The organism is Pseudoalteromonas sp. T1lg48 (genome assembly GCF_002964785.1).
In the GTDB taxonomy this organism is placed as follows: domain Bacteria; phylum Pseudomonadota; class Gammaproteobacteria; order Enterobacterales; family Alteromonadaceae; genus Pseudoalteromonas.
In genome coordinates, this window is the sequence record NZ_PQCC01000003.1 from 18,221 (window position 1) to 37,714 (window position 19,494).

15 protein-coding genes and 1 pseudogene are annotated in these 19,494 nt (G+C 51.9%); 7 read left to right on the plus strand and 9 right to left on the minus strand.

The features are described 5' to 3' along the window. Positions 1-172: 172 nt before the first annotated feature. The 4 genes from C2M29_RS04715 to C2M29_RS04730 all read left to right on the plus strand — a co-directional run bounded on the left by C2M29_RS04715 (position 173) and on the right by C2M29_RS04730 (position 3,114). Positions 173-1,033 (plus strand): hypothetical protein, encoded by an 861-nt coding sequence (locus C2M29_RS04715; protein ID WP_199774859.1) that lies wholly within the window; start codon positions 173-175, stop codon positions 1,031-1,033. Positions 1,034-1,043: 10 nt separating this feature from the next. After that, a complete protein-coding gene (locus tag C2M29_RS04720) occupies positions 1,044-2,141 on the plus strand; it encodes a DUF4785 domain-containing protein (protein WP_105188657.1) in 1,098 nt (365 codons plus the stop codon). Positions 2,142-2,385: 244 nt separating this feature from the next. Then, positions 2,386-2,781: a hypothetical protein gene (locus C2M29_RS04725; protein WP_105188658.1), complete on the plus strand. Its 396-nt coding sequence runs from the start codon at positions 2,386-2,388 to the stop codon at positions 2,779-2,781. Positions 2,782-2,859: 78 nt separating this feature from the next. Beyond that, positions 2,860-3,114, plus strand: a complete 255-nt coding sequence (locus C2M29_RS04730; RefSeq protein WP_105188659.1) for a hypothetical protein — start codon at positions 2,860-2,862, stop codon at positions 3,112-3,114. A gap of 172 nt (positions 3,115-3,286) precedes the next feature. On the opposite strand, the gene C2M29_RS04735 is transcribed toward C2M29_RS04730, so the two are convergent. The 4 genes from C2M29_RS04735 to C2M29_RS04750 all read right to left on the minus strand — a co-directional run bounded on the left by C2M29_RS04735 (position 3,287) and on the right by C2M29_RS04750 (position 6,961). Next, the gene (locus C2M29_RS04735; protein WP_105188660.1) at positions 3,287-3,745 is read right to left on the minus strand and encodes a hypothetical protein; all 459 of its coding nucleotides are present in this window, start codon (positions 3,743-3,745) and stop codon (positions 3,287-3,289) included. A 387-nt stretch (positions 3,746-4,132) separates the two neighbouring features. Beyond that, positions 4,133-4,450: a DMT family transporter gene (locus tag C2M29_RS04740; protein ID WP_105188661.1), complete on the minus strand. Its 318-nt coding sequence runs from the start codon at positions 4,448-4,450 to the stop codon at positions 4,133-4,135. After that, positions 4,450-5,982: a carbon-nitrogen hydrolase family protein gene (locus C2M29_RS04745; protein ID WP_105188662.1), complete on the minus strand. Its 1,533-nt coding sequence runs from the start codon at positions 5,980-5,982 to the stop codon at positions 4,450-4,452. The genes C2M29_RS04740 and C2M29_RS04745 overlap by 1 nt, the downstream gene beginning before the upstream one ends. 70 nt (positions 5,983-6,052) lie before the next feature. Further along, positions 6,053-6,961 (minus strand): LysR family transcriptional regulator, encoded by a 909-nt coding sequence (locus tag C2M29_RS04750; protein ID WP_105188663.1) that lies wholly within the window; start codon positions 6,959-6,961, stop codon positions 6,053-6,055. 106 nt (positions 6,962-7,067) lie between these two features. On the opposite strand from C2M29_RS04750, the gene C2M29_RS04755 reads away from it, so the two are divergent. From C2M29_RS04755 to C2M29_RS04765, 3 genes are all read left to right on the plus strand, one after another. Beyond that, positions 7,068-7,922 (plus strand): type 1 glutamine amidotransferase domain-containing protein, encoded by an 855-nt coding sequence (locus C2M29_RS04755; RefSeq protein WP_105188664.1) that lies wholly within the window; start codon positions 7,068-7,070, stop codon positions 7,920-7,922. Positions 7,923-7,937: 15 nt separating this feature from the next. Continuing rightward, positions 7,938-9,092: an iron-containing alcohol dehydrogenase gene (locus C2M29_RS04760; RefSeq protein WP_105188665.1), complete on the plus strand. Its 1,155-nt coding sequence runs from the start codon at positions 7,938-7,940 to the stop codon at positions 9,090-9,092. Between the two features lie 100 nt (positions 9,093-9,192). Further along, complete coding sequence (locus C2M29_RS04765; protein WP_105188666.1) at positions 9,193-13,371, plus strand: DEAD/DEAH box helicase; 4,179 nt, start codon at positions 9,193-9,195, stop codon at positions 13,369-13,371. Between the two features lie 69 nt (positions 13,372-13,440). Here C2M29_RS04765 and C2M29_RS04770 read toward each other — a convergent pair whose 3' ends face one another. The 5 genes and pseudogenes from C2M29_RS04770 to C2M29_RS04785 all read right to left on the minus strand — a co-directional run bounded on the left by C2M29_RS04770 (position 13,441) and on the right by C2M29_RS04785 (position 19,377). Next, a complete protein-coding gene (locus tag C2M29_RS04770) occupies positions 13,441-14,334 on the minus strand; it encodes a fasciclin domain-containing protein (protein ID WP_442792536.1) in 894 nt (297 codons plus the stop codon). Between the two features lie 54 nt (positions 14,335-14,388). Continuing rightward, positions 14,389-14,639 (minus strand): annotated as a pseudogene (locus tag C2M29_RS16875) (fasciclin domain-containing protein); the annotation flags it as partial. Between the two features lie 479 nt (positions 14,640-15,118). After that, positions 15,119-16,048 carry an SPFH domain-containing protein gene (locus C2M29_RS04775; RefSeq protein WP_105188667.1) on the minus strand — a complete coding sequence of 310 codons (930 nt, stop codon included), beginning with the start codon at positions 16,046-16,048 and terminating at the stop codon, positions 15,119-15,121. Between the two features lie 60 nt (positions 16,049-16,108). Then, entirely contained in the window at positions 16,109-16,975 is an 867-nt protein-coding gene (locus C2M29_RS04780) for an MBL fold metallo-hydrolase (RefSeq protein WP_105188782.1), read from the minus strand. Positions 16,976-17,118: 143 nt separating this feature from the next. After that, the gene (locus tag C2M29_RS04785) at positions 17,119-19,377 is read right to left on the minus strand and encodes a penicillin acylase family protein (protein WP_105188668.1); all 2,259 of its coding nucleotides are present in this window, start codon (positions 19,375-19,377) and stop codon (positions 17,119-17,121) included. Positions 19,378-19,494: the final 117 nt, after the last annotated feature.

Here is a 19,494-nt window from a genome sequence, read left to right on the forward strand (position 1 = left end):
TACACGCCCCATCAATTATTGCGCTTTTATCACTACAAACATAACAGCAATAACGCATGAAGACAGTTAGGTTAAATATTTGTAACAATTTCTTGCATTTGTACCTGTTTAGTCTATTTTCTGATCGGAGGTCACTCCTCCAACCAGAAAGATAGGAATAGAATCAACAGGAATACACATGAAAACAAAACTACTCACATTGGCGCTGGCACTGGGCATAAGCCAGGGGGCCATGGCCGCGCAAGGAGTCGCATTTATCCATGGCACCGGCCAGCAAACCGACGCCTATAACGACTATTGGACCAGCGGCTTCATCAATACGGTGCGCCAGGGCCTGACCAATACCAACAACTACACGGTTATTAATTGTGATTTTGAACAATATATGTGGACCGACGGTGCCGCCGGCTGTTTAGCCTCACAACTCACCAGCTTTATTAATAATAAAAACATTACCGAGCTGACGCTGATCACTCATTCCAACGGGGGCAACGTGGTGCGCTGGATTTTATCCAACCCCACCTGGGATAACCGCTACCCCAACATCATTAATAAGGTCACCCGTACCATAGCGCTGGCGCCTTCCAGTGGTGGCACCCCCTTAGCCGATGCGGTGGTGGCCGGCAATTCCTTTGAGCAAAGTCTTGGCTGGCTGTTGGGCTTCGCCAATGATGCGGTAAAGCAGCAACAGGTATCCTGGATGGCGTCTTACAATGCCCAGTGGCTCTATGGCACCCCCAATCGCCCCGGCCTGCCTTCACACTTTGAAACCGTGGTCGGCAGTGATGTGGACTCGGCCATTTGGGATAGCGACAGCTATTGCGGCGGCTACCAAAATCAGGTGTCGCTGGAAGTCACTCAAAATTGGTTAGACAGCTGCTCCGACGGCTTCCTAAATTGCAGTTCCCAATCCTTGGCGGGCGCGGTGTGGTTTCAAGATAAATCACGCACCCGTGGCAGCGAACCGCTCAGCCACCAACAAAGTCGCCGTAACTGCTTTGGCCTTGGCGACATGCTGAAGAACCGTATCTAGGAGCTCAAAAATGAAAAAATTAACCACAATTTGCGCCCTGATGATGTTCAGCAGCACAGGCGCCATGGCGAATGCCGGTAACACCCAAACCGTTTATCAATTCCCGCAGGTGCAAGCCACACCCGCAACGCCCTTACAGTCATTGGAAAAAACCAGCGTTGAATACTGGCAACAGGTCTCGGGTAAAGAACTGAAACAGGGGGTGCCGGTGTTTGTAAACCAGGCCGATCACCTGATCCGCATTGCCCCCAAGGCCCGCTTTGAAAACGGTGAGGTGATCAAGCCCTACGACCTGCAACTCGATAAATTCTCCGTTCGCGATGTCCAAAGCCAGCGCCTAATACCAGTGCGGGCCATCGCCGCGCGCGAGCAGATGCAGCAAGCCGGCTTTAACGACGGCAGCGTCGGCCTCAGGCTGGAGCAGATTAATGGCAAGGGCCAGCCCATGCTGCACACCACTCAGGCACTCAATGACCAGGATATCTATCTGATTCATGTAATCGAAAAAGGCTCAGGTAATGCACTGCAGGCTCGTACCCAGTTTACCCTGGCCGAGCACCAGCAACGCCTAGGGGTCGAGCTCAACATGGGATCGCAAAAGCTGCAGGATAAAAATGTGCAGCTTAAGCTCCATAGCCCAACGGGAGAGCAAATAGGTGCTCGCTACAAAGGTGGCGAAGCGATTTTCGATCAGCCTCTGACCTACCTGGGCGCCGCCAATGGCTACTACGAACTGGAGGCCAGTGTCGACACCCAGGTTAACGGCCAAAAGGTCAAACGCTCGGTGAAAATGCCCTTTGTGCACAGCATGCAAACCATCAGCATGAGCGATGCCAAGGTACAGGCCTTAGGTGGTAATCAATACCAGGCTAGCGTTCCGGTGGAGGTAACCAACAGTGGTCGCTATGCTATTCGCGCAACCCTGACCGGCCGTGCCGATAATGGCGAACGCATTAAGCTGGCAACGGTTGAGGTGGCCAAGGAACTTGATAGCAACGGGCAGTTCCTTATGCCCTTTAGCGCCACACAAGGCGCCAATGCCCCCTACCGTCTGGTGGACATTGAATTAACAGACCAAACCAGGATGCTGAAGTTTACGCCGCAGTGATCCCTGCGCTGATAGTTATGGACCCAACCCAAGTCGGTGCCCAGCACCGGCTTTTTTGTCAAGATAATGAAGAGCGCACCCGCTGGTGAACGCAACTATTGGTTTTACGTAATTGGAATCTTTGAACAAAATTAGACACCTCTGTACAACACTAAAACGCCAATGTAAGTTATAACTCCAACGCCTTCGCCTTTATGCGTGTTATTATAAACTGCTATATATTTTTGAGTATCAAGGAAGTACTGTGAAAAAATTTTTACTAATAGCCCTTCTAGCTGGCGGCTACTACTTTTATTCGACAACAACAGAGAATGGTCATGAAAGAATCTTTGATGTCGCAAACAAACCTATTCCTACCAGTGAATATATAGAGCTTAGAGAAACACAAGCCATCAAAATGTGTGAAACCAACGCACAATCCTACAATATTGATGTGAATGTTTGCCCAACATATATCAGCAGCAAATTCCCAGAATGCAAATCTAAACTACCTCGAGATCTGCCTGACTTAATCGATAGCAAGACGTTAGGTGCAGAAGTAGTGGGTAAATATTTCGAGTGCATTGCACCATGGCCTCACTGTAACGGCAAAGAAATCAAAAATGAATTTGATGCAAGACAGTTTTGTAAAAGCATCTAAGCTAATACCTCAATAGATGAAGAACGCTAGGATCAACCAGCATCTAGTCATAATTCAAACCAAAAGGAAATGATAAAAATGGAATCTAATAACAACGCGGCAAAACTACGTAAGAGCTTAACCATACTGGGGGTTATTGGCGCCCCCTTCTTCATGGCACTTATTTTTGGCTGCTTGGCCTATTTTGGTAACAATGCAGTATTTGATTTTTTAGAAAATGAGACTGTCGCCTTGTGCATATTTGTCATTGGTGTTTTTGGTACCGCAGCCGAAATGATAACAGCTGTCTACCTCTCATTTCGATTTCGAGGCGTTGCCGTCCCTCAGGAATAACGCTTTACCACGCTAAATTATCACTGCCCCCTGCAGTTGCTGAATGTCTGGGGTTGTTGAGGGCGGTGATAACCTCATCAAGCAGGGCAACCAGCAAATGTGAAGTGCCGACAAACCCTTACATATATTCTTTTTGCTCAATTAAAAGACTAAGACTATTTAGGCAATAACCCTAATCGACTTCAAGCCATTGCGTTGCGGTATCAAGGTCATGGAAGCGCTTGCCCGTCACTTGCATCAGAATAAGCTGTTCGCCAACATGGCTGCTCATTAAGACGCTTTGCCCCAAGGGTATTTGCTCACTTTCACTGCTGGCTTGCAGCCAGTCCTGCCGCTTGATCTTATAGTTCATATTGGCGCTGTAAAACTCTCCGTCAGCACTCGGAAGCAAGGTGATAGACAACAAGTGCTTATCCTGCTCGCCGGTTTCAATCAGTGCTTCTTTACCCGCACGGGTGATAATACGCGGCTGATGTGCCAACTGGGCCCGATTAAAGGCAGCAATCATGTTGGGGGACGATTGGTCCGTTTGCGTACGGTAGATGTCTATCTTGACTGCGAATAAAGGCACCTCGGCCCTCGCAGGCCAAGCACTCAGGGTAAGTAATAAGGCGGTTGCTAGGTATTTCATGCTCTTGCTTCCTTCTTGTTATTTGCCCCTGAATGCTAATCGCAAACCGCGACACCATTTATGTAAGACAATAATATTCCTACTATTATCACTAATGAATATTATCCAGATACTAGGCCTACTTAATATACTAGGCAACAATAGAAGAAAAACCCAGGCGTTAGCATGGAACTGCCTGAGGCGGCGATCAGTGCCGCTGGTGACACTCAGTATCGTTTTTATGGGTAACGTGATATCAGTCGAGAGAGGAAAATCGCTGGTTGTATGCCATCGGTATTTTACTGCTGATAACGGCGCCTATCGTCAGCGTGGTGGGGGCATTAAAAAAGCCTATTCGCACACGCCGCTAGGCCTGCCAATGGGCTTTTAGTAACACATATTAAGCACTTAGTGCGCTAGTTTCAGGGTGATCACCCCGGCAATAATCAATAGCACGCCAAAGTAACGCATCAGCGAGGAGCTGTCGCCATAAAAGAAGATCCCTACCAGGAAGGTGCCGGCGGCGCCGATGCCGGTCCACACCGCATAAGAGGTTCCCATGGGAATGGTTTTTTGTGCCAGCCACAACAAAAAGCCGCTAATGGCCATAAAGAGCACCGCCATGGCAATGCCGAACCAACGGGTTTGCGGCTCTTGCGCCAACTTCAGCCCCACCGGCCAGCCAATTTCAAACAATCCCGCACAAATCAAATACACCCAGGCCACTAGCCGTTCTCCTTAACCAGTTTTACTTCATAGAGATCGCCGCGACGATCCTTGAGGTTGCGCACTGTACCCTCACTGTGCAGGATCTTCAATTTATCCATGTCCAAATCGGAGAACAGCAGCATCTCGGTGTTGGGCGTGGCCTCATTAAGGCAGGCATCATGGGGGAAAGAAAAGTCCGACGGCGTCAGCACCGCGGCCTGGGAATATTGTACGTCCAGGCTTTCCACCTCGGGCAGGTTGCCGACACTGCCGGCGATCACCACATAACACTCGTTTTCTATGGCACGGGCCTGGGCGCAATGGCGTACCCGTAGGTAACTGTTTTTGGTGTCGGTCCAAAAGGGCACGAAGAGAATATCCAGCCCCTGCTCGGCGAGAATGCGCGACAGCTCGGGAAATTCCACGTCATAACAGATCTGAATGCCGACGCGTCCGGCATCGGTTTCAAATACCGCAATTTTATCGCCGCCCTGGATCACCCAGTCATAAGCCTCGTGCGGAGTAATATGAATTTTGCGCTGCTCGTCCACCTTGCCACTGCGATGGCACAAATAGCTGGCATTGTAGATGATGTCACCCTCGGCCAGCGGCATGGATCCGGTGATGATGTTGGCATTGTATTCCACCGCCATGCGCGACATGGCCTTAACAAAGGTGTCCGTGTATTCCGCCAGGCTGCGGATGGCCTCGGTTTGATTGCGGTGATCATGCAGCCCCATTAACGGCGCATTGAAAAACTCCGGGAAGAGAATAAAGTCGCTTTGATAGTCCGAAACGGTATCGACAAAGTATTCCACCTGTTTTAACAGTTCATCGACACTTTCTACCAGGCGCATCTGCCACTGTACCGCGCCAACCCGTACCACGGTCTTGGTGCTTTCGATCACCGTATCCGTGGGCTCAAAGAGGATGTTGTTCCATTCCAATAAGGTGGCGTAGCCCTCCGATTCTTCATCTTCCGGCAGGTATTTTTTTAATAATCGCTTCACCTGGAAATCATTCGCCAGTTGGAAACTCAGAATAGGGTCGTACACTTCTCTGCGGTCCACCTTTTCGATGTACTCCATGGGCGACATATGCTCACGATAATTGTGATACATAGGGATGCGCCCTCCGGCCAGAATAGCGCGCAGGTTATACTGACGGCAGAGCTCTTTGCGGGCATCGTATAAACGTCGACCCAGGCGCATGCCACGGTGGGTGGATGCTATGGCCACATCTAAGCCATAGAGGGCATCGCCATTGGGATCGCTAAATACCCGATCATGACTGTCGACGATATCGTCATAGGTATGGGGGTTGGAAAAACGCCCGTAGTCCACCTGAACGCTAAGGGCAATGCCCACCAGCTTATCATCGTCGACTATGCCTATTTGCCCCTCTGGAAACTGGTCGATCAACCTAAAAATAGTGTGGCTGGGCCAGGCACCGCCCAGCTCAGGATAGGTTTCATCCATCAGGGTTTTGATTTGCGGGTACTGCTCTTTTGTCAGATTACAAATTGCCAAACGCGTAGTTTCGACCGACATGCTCACCTCCTAATACACAACTCCAATCTATTGTGGTGATAATCTCACCAAAACGAAAGGGGTTAACCCCTTATTCGCGATGAAATGCATAGCGATTGATATTGGAAAACGCCATCAAAATATCGCGGGCATAATTCACCCTGGGATGGGCCAAGGCGCCCTTGCGCCAGGCCAGGTAAATATTATTCTCCGGTCCCTCTGGACCCAGGCTTACCAAGCGCCCACTGCGCAGGTCGTCATAACATAAATAATCGGGCAATACCGAATAGCCCACTCCGGTGCGCACTATGCCGGCCAGGGCGCGAATATCAGGACAGGTGGCAATTATCTGCGAGCGGCAATGGGCCTTGAACACCACATCAAAGTACTCGCGGATCAACGGCAACTGGGGGCTGTAAGCGACCACCGGCAAGGTATTTAGCAAAGTGGCGTCGATCTCTTGCCTAGGTAATGAGTCGGCCAGTAATTTATGTGTCACTAACATCAGCCGCTCCGAGTCCAGCACCTGATAATCATACATGCTGCTATCGGGCAAGGAAGCGGTAATGGCTAAGTCGGCTATGCCGTTATCCAGGGCCGAATAAATCTGCTCCCTATTACCGGGCAAAATACTGACATCGACATGGCCGCCCTGCAGCAGGTTTGCCAACTGTGCCGATGCCACATAACTGATGTACTCAGCCGGCCCGGCCAGGGTGATAGTGCCTCTCACCTCACTGGAGCGGCTGCGCGTGGAAGCCATTTTCTGCTCTATGGCATCAAAATGACTGCCTATTTGTGCGGCCAGCTCATGGGCTAGGTTGGTGGGCTCAACACCACGATGACGTCGGGTAAACAAGGTCTTGCCCACGGTAGACTCCACGCTTTGGATATGCGCGGTCGCCGCCGGTTGCGACAAACCGAGGTTTTTGGCCGCCCGGGAAATATTAAGGCAGCGATACACCTCAACAAAGGTACGGAGCTGGACAAAGTAAGACATCAGATATTTTATACCTAACCCAAATTAAACTGAATTCTACTTATTATAGAGCTTAACTATACTGGATACATCTTTCACCTAACTTGGTTATTAACCAGAGGCACAGATGAGCTTGAAAAAAATTGCCGCGGTCTTCGCAACCGCTCTGTCACTGACGGCCACCGGCGCTGCACAGGCACAAGAAAATAGCGAGCAGGTACTGGTGCTCTTATCCAGTGAAACCCAGATGCAGCTTGCCGATGGCAGCACCTATGAAACCGGCTACTACCTCAATGAATTTGGCGTGCCGGCGGACGAATTACTTAAAGCCGGTTATGAACTGGTTCTTGCAACGCCCAAAGGCAATGCCCCCGCGGTGGATAAAAATTCGGTGCAGGCCATGTATTTTGGCGATGATGAGGCCGAAATGGCACGCATTCAAAAAGTGATCGCCAACCTAGAAGGCATTAACGACACCCATACGCTAAAAGAGGTGATCGAGCAGGGTTTGGATAGATACAGCGGCGTATTTATTCCCGGCGGTCATGCGCCCTTGATCGACCTCGCAAATAACGAAGACGTTCGCACCATATTGCAGCATTTTCATGAACAAAGTAAGCCAACAGCGGCTATCTGCCACGGCCCCATCGCCCTGTTGTCGGCCCAGCAAAACCCGGTGGAATATGAACAAAACATTGCTCAAGGTGGCGATGCACAAGCAACTGACTGGCTGTATGACGGGTATAGCATGACCATCTTTTCTAACCCTGAAGAAGCCACGTTTGAGAGTTCACTCGAGGGTAAAAAACTACGTTACTACCCGGCCAAGGCCATGAGCAACGCCGGTGCCGAGATGCAATTTGCCGAACAGTGGCAACCCAATGTGGTGATCGATCGCGAGTTAATCACGGGGCAAAACCCATTTTCAGACAAGCAACTGGCTAGCGCATTGATTTCTGCTTTGCAGCAGCGCAGTAAATAAGAAGTAGGAGTTACCATGTTAAATTTTGAGTTTAAGAACACCACGGAAATTCTTTTTGGCCAGGGCCAAGCCAAGCAAATCACCGCGCGCCTGGCACCCAGCGACAAGATTTTATTCTTATATGGTGGCGGTTCGATTAAGAAAAATGGCGTGTATGACGATGTTGTCAACGCCCTGGAGGGGTTCGACTTTGTGGAATTTGCCGGTGTCGAGCCCAACCCCACCTATGAAACCCTAAGCGAAGCATTAGCCGTGGTAAAGGAGCACAAGATCACCTTTATTCTCGCGGTAGGCGGCGGCAGTGTCATCGATGGCGCCAAATACATCGCCGCCGCGGCACGCTATGAGGGCGATGGCTGGGATATTCTCGTCAATGGCGCCGAGGTAAAAAGCGCGCTGCCCATAGGCGCGGTACTCACCCTGCCGGCAACCGGCTCGGAAAGTAATGGCAACTCAGTGGTCACCAAAAAGGCGACGCAACAAAAACGCGCCTTTGGTACACCCATAGTGCAGCCACAATTTGCCGTGCTCGACCCTACCTACACCTATTCGCTGCCACCACGCCAGGTAGCCAACGGTGTGGTTGACGCCTTTGTGCATGTGATTGAGCAATACCTCACCTACCCGGTTAATGCGCCGCTGCAGGACCGTTTTGCTGAGGGCATTTTATCGACCCTGATCGAGCAAGGCCCACAGGCACTGGCCGAGCCGCAAAACTATGATGTGCGCGCCAATGTTATGTGGTCCGCCACCATGGCGCTCAATGGCTTAATCGGTCAAGGCGTCCCGCACGACTGGGCCACCCATATGATAGGTCATGAACTCACCGCGCTGTACAACCTGGACCACGCACAAACTCTGGCCATAGTGCTCCCGGCGCTGATGTTCGAGAAAAAAGCGCAAAAACGCGAGAAGATCCTACAACTGGGTCGTCGTGTATTTGCCCTTGAAAATGCCGACGAAGAGGCGTTGATTGACGCCACGATCAAAGCAGTTCAGGACTTTTTCGAACAAATGGGCGTTAAAACACGCTTAAGCGATTACGGCCTTCAGGAGCAGGCTGTGAGCGAGGCGGTAGACAATCTGCGCCGCAATGGCCTGACGGCACTCGGTGAACACGGTGATATAACGCCAGAAGTGGCCACCAAGATCCTGACGTTAGCGCTTTAAAATCTTGTCTTCAAAGGCCGCCTGGCGGCCTTTTCTCTTGCCCATCCCCCATCGCTTTGTTAGCGTGTTCGCTACTTAATCAGTACCTTCTAACCCCTTAATGCGCTTTATTACCATCACCGCCGAACTCAACGAGGCCATCGCCTCCCTGTTACACCGTTTTAATGAGTGTGGCTCAGCCCATCAACATGTGGCCCAAGCGCTGGCGGTGATCTACAAGCCCATAGAACTGCATGCCCTGGGACGCATTTTAGCGCACAGTGAATTACGCGCCCTTGAGGAAATTACCGACAAGGCACTCAAACATATCATCGCCGATTTATGCACCCTGGAACTGGTACAACAAAGTCGTCACGGGTACATCATCAATCGCCTGATTGCCAATGCGTTGGTAAAACGCTGTATAGGCAAAAATCTATTTGTGACCCTGCTTAGCGCCGCCGAGCAGGTGGCTCCCGTACTTAACAGCTACCAATGGCAAGACAACACCACGGATAAACGCCGCTTGCTGCGCGATATGTATTTCCTTGGTGAGCAAGGGCGGGTGAAGGAACTGATGGAGCTGGCGAAAAATCCCATGCAGCTTGATTGGCAACGCACGCCGGCGCTATGCAGTCTGGTGTTTTACCCTTTTAATCTTGATGAATTTAAGACCCTGGATGAACGCCTGCAGTATCAGGCCTTTGCCACCTTGCTGGCGGCACACAGGCAAAAAGGGCAAAGTACGGCGCAGCTTTTACATTGGCTGCATCAGGCCTGCGACGCCTTGCCAAAAAACCGCTGGCTACACTACCTAAAGGCCGAGCAATACCTGCTCGCGGGGCAACTGGACAAACTAAACGCACATCTCGATGAACAAGACAATTCTCTCTACAGCCTGTTGTTGCGTGCCAGCCAGGCATTTTTGCAGCAGCAGTATGCCAAGGCGATGCGCCTGTTTACCCAGGCCGAGCTGGAAAAAGGCCGCTATCAAAAACGTAAAAAGCCCTATATCGCGGGGCTGTATGGCCTCTTCTATCAGCTCACCTTGCTGGCATTGGGCAACGGTCAGCAAGGTGATACCTCGTCCTGGCAGACGCTGCAAACCCAGCTCGACAACCAACAGCAAGATAAACAACGTGGCGAGTTTGCACTGACCATTGATTTGGTGCTGCGACGCCTGTTACTGCACCTGCGAGGGCGCGATAACTACCTGTTTCGCCAAGAATATCTTAGCTACTGCCAAAAGGGTGAGCTTAACTATTACCTCTATGTCTGTTTTGCTTTAGCGGCTTACACCTGGAGTATGCGCACACCCGAGCCCTGGCTACTGGCATTAAAAGCCGAGGCCGAACGCTTTTTTGAGCATATTCAATGGTCGCTATTTACGTACTTTTTACGACAAATTTCCGGCGATTCGCCGAATTTTACGTTCAATATAACGCAATTAATGCGTTCTCAGGAAAGCTGGGATATTGCCCTTGAACAATTATTGGCACTGGACACCCCGGCGGCACAAAACAGCGAAGAGCCCAGCCGCGTCGTCTGGCAGCTGGATATTGGCCGTTTCGAGTCAAGCCTCAAAGCAAAAGAGCAAAAACGCACCAAGCAGGGCTGGAGCAAAGGCAAGGCGCTGAGCTTAAAACGCTTGGTCAATGAGCCCGAGCACTTTCATCTGAGCGAGCAGGACAAGGCCATTTGCGCCCATATTGAAACCAGCACGGGCAAGGATTATTACCGCAGCAAAGAGTATCGTCTCAACCTCAGTAGCGCCCTCCCCATTGTTGTTGGCGCCGATAACTTGGTCGATGGTGAAGGCCGGCCCCTGGAGCTGGTACAGCGCGAACCGACCATTCGTATCGTCGCCCATGGTCCTGATTTAAGCGTAAGTATCGCTCATCTTCCCACTTTAACCGCGCACTCGGAGCCCCCCGTGGTCAGCCTAAAACACGTCCGCGACGGCTTAGCAGAATTTAGCATTTTCAACGCCAATCACCTTAAGGTCGCCAAAATTATCGGCGAATCCGGGTTAGTGATTCCGGCACATGCAAAACAAAAAGCCATAGACAGCATTCGCGCCATAGCGCCACTGATCAATCTCGAGTCGGATATCGAGGGGATTGGCGAAACCCTCACCCAAACCGAGCCGGATAAACACCTGGTGGTCAACATCACACCACTGAAAACCGGGCTGAACTTCGACTGTGTGGTGATGCCTTTTGGCGAGCATGGTCCGACGATGAAGCCCGGGCTGGGCAGTCGCCATGTCAGCGCCCATATCAAGGGCAAACGCATCGCTCTGGAGCGCGATCTCGCCTATGAGCAGAGGCTACTGGAGCAGCTGGATAATCAATGCCCGGATTTTCAGGCCATGCAGGACACCTGTTTAGCTCAGACGGATTGGCAACTGGCACTGGCCACCCTGGAACAGCTACAACTGGCCCTTAGCAAGCCCAACCAAGAGCTGCCAATCAAGCTACGCTGGCCGCGGGGCAAAACGCTGCATATGACCAAGCCACTAAAAAGTGAGAATATTCAGTTAAGTATCAACCAACATAATGAATGGTTCGATATTAGCGGCAGTGCCACCTTGGACGATGGCAAGATCTTGGAATTACGCCAGCTCCTTGATGCCCTGGCCACCAGCGGCGGGCGTTTTATTACCTTGGAAGACAACCGCATTCTCGCCCTCAGTGAACAGTTAAAAACCCAGCTCGATGTGCTCAACGGCGCTGCCGACCAAGGCTTCTATCATCCGCTGAGCAGTCGCCTTATTCGTGACCACACCACAGGCATGCGCATGCAAACCGTGCCCGGCTGGGAGCAATTACATCAACGCATGAGCGAAGCTAACGCCTTAACCCTGACCCTGCCCAATACCCTGCAGGCACAACTGCGCGACTATCAGGTCGACGGCTTTGATTGGGCCATGCGCCTAGCCCATTGGGGTGCGGGCGGCTGTTTGGCGGACGACATGGGCCTTGGCAAAACTCTGCAGGCGCTGGCGGTACTAGTGGCACGCGCGGCAAAAGGGCCGGCACTGATCATCGCCCCCACCTCGGTCTGTTTTAATTGGCAAAAGGAAGCGGCGAAATTTGCCCCGACTATCAGGGTGCAGCTCTTTAGTGAGTTAAAAACTGCCGAGGCGCAACAAGCAGCCATAGAGCAAAGCTCCGCCTTCGATTGTTTGGTGATCAGTTACCAGCAAATGCAGCGTCATGTTGAAACGCTGGAAAAAATGCGCTGGTGTACCATTGTCGCCGATGAGGCTCAGGCCCTGAAAAATCCGCTGGCCAAGCGTACTAGAGCCGCCTATGCCCTCAAGGGCGATTTTCGCCTGATCACCACGGGCACACCCATAGAGAATAACCTCACCGAGTTGTGGAGCCTGTTTCGATTTATCAATCCTGGGCTGCTCGGCAACTTAAAACGTTTTGGCCGGCGCTTTGTGCTGCCCATCGATAATCAGCAGCAGGAGCCCGCCAAGGCACTCAAAGCCAAGCGCGTACTTAAAGAGCTGATCAAACCCTTTATTCTGCGCCGCCTGAAGTCCGAGGTGCTAACCGAACTGCCCGAACGCACGGATATCGATCAATTGATCACCCTCAGCGAGGATGAGCAGCACCTTTACGAAGCCCTGAGACAAAACGCCCTGGAACAATTAACGCAATTACAGCAGCTAGATAACCCGGGGGAGCAACGCATTCAACTGCTGGCCCAGTTAACCAAGTTGCGCCAGGCCTGCTGCCATCCCCAATTGGTGGCCGAGCAAAGCACGCTGACCAGCAGCAAGCTTTCGGCCCTGGGGCACCTACTCGAGGAACTGCGCGACAACCATCATAAGGCGCTGATATTCAGCCAATTTGTTGGTCACTTGCAATTGATCCGCGAGTACCTGGACGAACAGGGGATTGGCTATCAGTATCTTGATGGTTCGACGCCTGCGGCGGCCAGACAAACCCGCATTGACGCCTTTCAAAATGGCGCTGGCGAGGTGTTTTTAATCAGCCTGAAGGCCGGTGGTTCGGGGCTCAATCTGACCGCCGCCGACTATGTCATTCATATGGACCCCTGGTGGAACCCGGCGGTGGAGCAGCAGGCCTCGGATCGCGCTCATCGCCTCGGGCAAACCCGTCCCGTTACCGTCTATCGCCTGATTGCCAAGGGCACCATAGAAGAGAAGATCCTCGCCCTGCACCAACATAAACGGGCGCTTGCCGACAGCCTGCTGAGCGATTACGACACGCCGCAATCCCTCTCCGTTGAGGAAATGATGGCGACCTTAAAGGAAGTGTTTTAAAGTCGGTTCCCACCCATAAAAAAGGCCCGCTAACAACGCGGGCCAAGCGTGCTCACAATAAGTACTGAACTAAGGCGTGGGCATCAACACGGTATCGATCACATGGATCACGCCATTGTCTGCGGCAACATTCGCCGTGGTTACCTGCGACTGGTCGATATACAGCATGCTGTCTTGAACCGACAAGGTGGCCACATCGCCATTGGCCATGGTGATATCCGGATTGTCCGAGTTGGCTAGGGCAATCGCCGCATCCGATTGCACGGTTGTATCGGGCAGAACATGGTATAAAAGCAGATCCGACAATGCTTCGGCGTCGGCAAACAAGGCCTCTACGGTCGCTTCGTCTAACTTATCAAAAGCCGCGTCGTTGGGTGCAAATACGGTGAATTCGCGCTCCATATCGGCCAGTACCAGGTCCAACCCAGTAGTTTGCAGTGCCGCAACCAGGGTGGTGAAGTTGCCATCGGCAACGGCAATATCGACCAATGACTGAGCGGGGGCCGGTACTTGCACATCACCCACGACCACGGTGTCTAATACATGGATAATGCCGTTGGTTGTCATGATATCCGTCATGGTCACTGTGGCATCACCAAATTTAAGGGTATCGGTTTCCGGGTCGATCATAATGTCAATCATGTTGCCGGACAGTGTTTCGGCTTGCGTGCCGTTTAGGCTGAAGGCGGTCACCGCGTCCACCTCGCCGCTGACCACATGCTGGAGCAGAATCTCGCTAAGCACGTCGGTATTGTTTAACAGGGTATTGATGGTCTCTTCGCCCAACGCCGCAAAGGCATCATCGGTGGGCGCGAAGACCGTGTAGGTTTCACTCTCGTCGCTTAGCGCAGCGACCAGATTAGCAGCCTCAAGGGCGGCGGCCAGAGTTGTAAAGTTACCTGCGGCAACGGCCGTTTCAACGATATTCATGGTCGGCATCTCGTCGCTTTGCGCAGGCGGCATCAGCACAGCGTCGATCACATGGATCACGCCATTGGACGCCTTAATATCTACCTGAGTGACGGTTGCGGTATTGACCAAAAGATCATCTCCCGACAAGGATAAGCCGATTGATGCGCCATTGACCGTTTCCACTGTTGAGCCCGCGGCAGAGACGGCCGCCCCCGACTCAACGCGAGAGTCGAGTACATGGTAGGTTAAAATCGTCATAAGGTATCCGGGTCTTCAAGCAGTGCATTAATGGTGTCTTCACCCAACAAGGCAAAGGCATCATCGGTTGGTGCAAAGACGGTAAACTGCGCATTCATGTCGCTCAACGTGGCGTCCAATCCGGTTGCTTCAAGGGCGGCAACCAGGGTTTCGAAATCATCCGATGCAGCGGCCACATCCACCACGGAAGTTTGCGGCTGTTCCGGTTGTACTGGGGTTTTGTCGTTGTCATCGTCACTACAAGCAGCAGTAAGTACTAACAAACTGGGTAGCAACAGGGTTTTAAGTAGTTTATTCACGTTTTAATCCCTCATTAGTGTAACTGGATAGCCCTTGTTACTACGAGGGGGTGAGCAAAAAGCGATCAAAAAATTTACTGTTTTTTCTTGGCGCTAGCATAACCCGTTGAAAATTTTGGCCATTATCGAGGACTCGGAGTGCTTAAAAAGAAGGGAAATTACCTAAAGTATTAACATGGCTCAGGCGAGCGTTTGCCGAAGAGTTCGCTGCAGAGCTCGTCGGGGGTGTAGGTATAGGCATACCGCACTAATCATCTTAATGCAGTATGCCAAGGCACTTACTTCTCTTTCATATTCCAAAGAATACCCTGATCCGAACCCATAACCGTGGTTGGCATTTGTCCGTTCCATGTTTGCGCACGCATGTACTCAACCAAGGTGGCGTTGTTCTTAATGGCTTCGGCCTTCTTTTGCATGGCTTCGGCTTCCGCCAAACCCTTCATGCGAATGGCTTCCGCCTCGGCCTGGGCTTCAACCTTGATCGCATAGGCCAGACCGTCGGCCTTGGCCTTGGCGGCATCACGTTGGGCATTAGCGGTGTTCACTTCCTGTTGCGCCTGCAGGTTTTGACGTTCTAGCTTGTGCTTTTCTGCAGCGGCCAGGTTTTTCTCTGTTTGCTTGGTTTCGATGGATTGAATGTATTTAGGCGGCAACACCAGGTCTTCAATTTGCGCCGAGTCCAGTTTAACTGGGTAGCTCTTCATTTCTTCAAGCAATAATTCTTCGATACGGGCGATAACCTGTGAGCGATTTTGGATCAGTTCTTCGGCCTTATAGCGCGCCAGGGCATCCTTAGTCGCGGAACGCAATTTAGGGTCGAGAATACGGCTTTCGAACTGAGTCAGGCCGCCATAGCTTTTGAATAGATCAAAGGCTTCCTCACGATTAACCGTCCAGTTGATGCTCACTTCCGCGGTCAATGGCATCTGCTCATGGGTTGCGGCGCGCAGCTTTTCGACGTTTTTACGGGTACGGATCTCCAGCATTTCCACCGTATCGACAAAGGGGATCTTGGTATGCAAGCCAGGGTTCACCTGCTCGGTGGCTTCCCCAAAGCGCTTGATAATACCAACATGGCCCTCATCCACGGTATACATGCTCTTGAACCCCACAAGCAGTAATACCACTACCACGAAAATAGTGCCGATCAGACCCTTCTTTTTGCCTACCGAGGCAGTGAGATCTGGCAAGTTATTGTTGTTATTCATTCTTTATACTCCTTGTGGTTAAGAACAAGGAGTATAAAGTAAGCGATTACAGATGTTAAATTAAGGTTTCAATTCTTCGCCGCCCAGGCTGCGATAAAACAGGGTGATCACCCGCTCTTTCGGCAGCCATTGAGCATACTTCAAATTCAGCTCGGCAAAAGGATCGGCCGCAATAACAGCGTCCAGGGACTGCTCTTTGGCCATGGCATCGAGCATCAGGGCTTTGGCTTTGGCCACCAACGCTTGATAGCGCATAAGCCCGGCCTTGTCGCTGACCGGTCCATGCCCGGGGATCACCTGCGTATTATCGTCAATTTGCTCAAGCACACTTTGCAATGCCGCTAAAATACCCTCGACACTGCCCCCACCATCGACATCAACATAAGGCAGACCACCGGTATTGAAGTAGATATCTCCCATATGCACTATATTGGCGTCGCTAAAAAACACCACCGCATCGCCATCGGTATGGGCATTGGCATAATGCACCAGGCGCGCATGCTCCCCGTTAAAGTGCAAAGTCAGGTCGGCACCAAAGCTCAGGCGCGGCAAAAATTCAGAACCCGCGCCATGCTTTTCTTCCAAGCGCTTATGAACATTATGGTGGGCGATAACATGGGCCCCCGCCTGCGCAAACACCTCGTTGCCACCGGTATGGTCGCCATGATAATGGGTGTTTAGTACAAACTCCGCAGCATTGGGGTTGAGCTCTTTGAGCTTGGCTTTGATTTGCGGCGCCAGCTTGGCGAATTGGTCATCGATAATATAGGTGCCGTCGGCGCCCACATGGGCGGCAATATTGCCACCGCGGCCAAATAACACGTAAATATGCTGATCCAGTTGCTGACTGGTTACCTCAACGTCCTCGGCCTGTGCGGTCTTTGCCGTTAGCACGGTAATCACACCGGCGGCCAAAACGCCAAGCATCATGCTGTTTTTAATCATTATTGTCCCCTTGGTTAGCTTATTATGATCATCTGTAGTGTAGTTTATCGCCGCCAAATTGCCCGGGCGGCTCAGGGTCGCGACCAAACCAAGGTTGCGACCACTGGTTACCCAGCACAGGGGCACTAACGAGCCGGACGGATCTCCAATCTATGCTCGGCCGTGCCGGGCAGCAAGGGCGTGGCCTGGTGGGTTGCATATTGGGCATAGCCGGCGCGGTAAAAGGTCGACAAGGGGTGTGCCGACTGACCACCGGGAATGGCCATAATCGCCTGCTCAAGCCTTCCCGGCTGGGCAATAAAACGTTGTGAGGCGCCAAAGTCAGGCCGCTGTACCGCCGGCATAAAACTATCACCAAAGCCCTCGACTTTAGGCATATTCAACCAGCTCCCGAGCTGCGGGATTTGCTTGGCAAAAGGATGCTTCAGCTCCATGGCATTAACATTCCCCCAACGCCAAGTCGCCGTATCTTCTCCATATTTTGCCCGCAGGCGCGCCAAAGCCAGGTTAAAGCTCTTACTTAACAACTGCTGCTTATCGGCAAAGCCCCATACGCTTGGGTTGTCTAGCAACTGCCAGGTGGCCGGCTCTAAATTACGCTTAATGGGGCCAAGAGACAGCTGATGCGTTGCTAAACTGCTTTCAATATCGGCAAACAGGGTATCCATCACAGCGCTGCGAAAATAGCGCACCAGGGTGTAACCAACGGAGTCGGCACAGGCACAACCCTGCCACTGCTCAACCAGAGGTAAGTTCTGGGTACTGTCTTGCTCTTTGAGGGTGGCGACTAACAGCGCCTGCCATTTCGCTAAGAAACGCGCTTCATTATCAAGCTGCAAGCTTAAAAACGCCTGTTCATCGAATGTCTGCTGAGCAAAAAGCCGGTCGCGTATTTGCTGCTGTCGTGCACCGAGGGCATAACCACCATCGCCTAATCTTGTATGTTCCTGGGTCGATATCACGCGGGCATTGGCACTCCAAAGGCGACCTGAGCTGGGGTTGATCACCCGAGGTCGCTGGGGCTCATTGCTGAACCACTCGGCCTGAAACTCTTCGGCAGCAATGGCGACATCGCTTGGGTTAGTGCGTGCGGCAATGGCGCCCATGGGTTGCCAGCCAATTTGCCCTTGTTTATCCACCACCATTAGATTTTGTACCGGCATACCGGCGTTATCGGCAATTTGGAACGCCTCGATAACAGAGCCCGCGGTGGCGAGTTCCGCCAGATCTAGGTTTACCGCATAATCATAATGGCCCACCCAACTGAGGGCATAACGCTGGCCGTTGACCTCTTGCACCGGGCCATAATCACTCATTAAAAAACGGTATTCATGACTCTTGCCACCGGCAATGGCAATAGCTTCCTGCACCGTCACTACCTTGGCATCGGCGTCGAGGCGGATCCAATCCGAGGTATCGACATAGGCATTGGTAAAGCCCCAGGCGATTTGGTCATTACTGCCCACCACGATCGCCGGCGCCCCTGGTAACGACACACCGGTCACCCGATGCTCGGCAATGTTTAACTGGGCGCGATACCAAATAATGGGCACGGCTAATCCCAGGTGCATGTCATCGGCAACCATGGGTTGGCCGCTGCCGGTTAATTCCCCGGAGACCGCCCAGTTATTGCTACCCACTTCTCGTGCAGCAATAATTTCAGGCACCGCAGCGGTGAGTTTAGCGGGTGACAAAAATGGAATGGCCATCTCTTTTAGGCTTATTTCACTGCCGTCCAGCGCCGACTGATAGGGGCTTGGCTGGGTTAAAAACTCGCGCATCTGCCTTGAGTAAAGTTGTTCAATCTGCTCCAGCACCATGTCGCGCTCAAAATTACCGGCCTGCAAATCCAGATACATGCTGTAGATCACCAACAGGCTATCCTCTGGCCGCCAAGGCCTTACCTCGGCGCCGGTCAGCAGGTACTCGAAGCTTTTGATCGACTGTGCCAGCAACGCCTCATTGACGCCACGGCTGTAGCTATTTAACAAGCCCTGCTGGGACTGGGATAATTGCGCTAAAATACGTTCACTGCGCTGGCGCAGCTGATGAAAGCGCATTTTTTTATCCAGCTCCAGTGCCGCCTCGCCAAACAACTCGCTGAGCTCACCGGCGGAGTTACGACGCAATAGGTCCATTTGGAAAAATCTGTCCTGGCCGTGGGCAAAGCCCAGCCCATAGGCGGCGTCATTCATGCTTTGCGCATCGATAATGGCCTGCCCCAAGGCGTCACGTTTAATGGTAACCGTGCTCTCGATCGCATCACTGCTGCCACGCCCGTCCAGGGTCGGTAAACTCAATGATAAAACCCCGTACACAGCCGCGGTGCCCAGTAACAGTAAAATGATCGCGCCGACCACCAGACGCTGCACCCACCTCAACATAAATATCCCATCCTTTTAACCAGTTATTAGGGTCTGTTGACCTTTGTTGTTTGTTTCTTCAGCAGTTTGAAGTGAATTTATACAAGGCGGCACATGTGTGGTGTAGTTATTCTACAT